Origin of the sequence: Endozoicomonas sp. ALE010, from assembly GCF_049310165.1 — a bacterium.
Lineage (GTDB): Bacteria > Pseudomonadota > Gammaproteobacteria > Pseudomonadales > Endozoicomonadaceae > Endozoicomonas.
In genome coordinates this window covers 1-1,494 of record NZ_JBLYNV010000183.1, presented here as the reverse complement: position 1 = coordinate 1,494, position 1,494 = coordinate 1, and the positions used below count along the sequence as shown (strand labels likewise).

1 protein-coding gene is annotated in these 1,494 nt (G+C 48.6%); it reads right to left on the bottom strand.

Going from position 1 to position 1,494, the window contains the following annotated elements; all coding sequences use genetic code 11:
* Positions 1-106 precede the first annotated feature (106 nt).
* The coding region (locus tag ACO6UY_RS24635; protein ID WP_422491693.1) for an AMP-binding protein at positions 107-1,494 on the bottom strand (1,388 nt) is incomplete at its 5' end.

Genomic DNA, 1,494 nt, shown 5'->3' with positions numbered 1-1,494 from the left:
CTGGAACGGGGATAGCGGCTTAAAAACCGCTATCTAGGGAAGGCGTGTTGAAGCAGGAAGGTTCTTGGAGCGATCTAAGAACCCTCGCCCGCCAGGGCGGGGAGTGTCAGGAAAGGGCAGACTTAAACGTATAGACACCCAGTGTCTTTTCGAACTCTGCCCTGGACGTTGCATCACATTCCCCAAGATTCACATTGGCCAGGATGCCATATTTAGGGTCTTGTTTGACATCCACTGTGACAGGCACGGTTGGTAGCTCTTTCATGGCCAGGGCAATGACGCATTTTTCAATTTCCTGCATTTCAAGTTTAGGCTTAAATACCTTGCCAATGGCAGTTAGCGGCAGCTCTTTGACCCTGTGAACGGCCTTTGGAATAGCGGCTTTTTCCTGGATTTCTCTATTGGCAAAGTCTAATAGCTCTTTATCTGAAACCTGACTGTTATCTGCGATTTGCACATAGCAAACCGGTACTTCACCCGCATGGGCATCTGGTCGACCAACAGCTGCTGCCAGAGTGACGTCGGGGTGCTTGCACATGGTTTCTTCAATCAGTTTTGGTTCAATATTATGGCCACCCCGAACAATCAGCTCTTTTTTACGACCGGTCAGCCAGAAGTAACCGTCGGAATCCTGTCGTGCCAGGTCACCGGAATTGAGCCATGTGTCACCATTGTCGTCAGTGACCCACAGGCCCTCATTCTGATGTTCCAATTGATAACCTAACGATAAATTAGGCCCTCTCATGATCAGTGCACCAATTTCATCGGTATCGCAAATACGTACTACTTTATTGTCTTTTAACTCAGCACAAACCATTTGTTGATAGGGGATGCGTATACCAATAGAGCCGATCTTTTTCTTGCCGTGCAATAAATTCAAACTGGATGCGCATGTGGCCTCTGTTAATCCATAGCCTTCCAGAATTTCAACGCCGGTAGCCTCCTGAAATGAACGGGCCACTTCTACGGGTAATGGTGCAGCGCCACAGATGGCTGCGTCTAATGACGATAAGTCTTTACCCTTCGTTGGGTAGTTCATCAGGGTCGAGTATACCGTGGGCACACCACTGAATGCCGATACTTTAAAGTGCGCAATGATATCCCAGAAATTCGGAAAAACATCTTCGCCACGGTAGCCCTGTGGCGTGCAGATAACGATAGATGCCCCGATCATCAGCGGCACCAGTCCGGTGACCAGGGCACCGTTGACATGGAACAGGGGCAAGCCCCCCAGTATGGATTTATCCGATGTCAGAGTGCTCTGACTCATCATTTGCAATGAGCGGGCATTAAACAGTTCATTAGCGTGTGTGCGACGTGCAATTTTTGGCAAACCGGTTGTTCCGCCGGTACAAAACAGGGATGAAATGGTGTCTTTGGTGAACTGTCGATCAAACATTAAGCTGCCTTTCACCACCCCTATCAGGAATACACCGACTCGTAAAAATTGCCCAAAATCTGCATGATCGTCCATTGTCTTTCCTTCAAACCGAT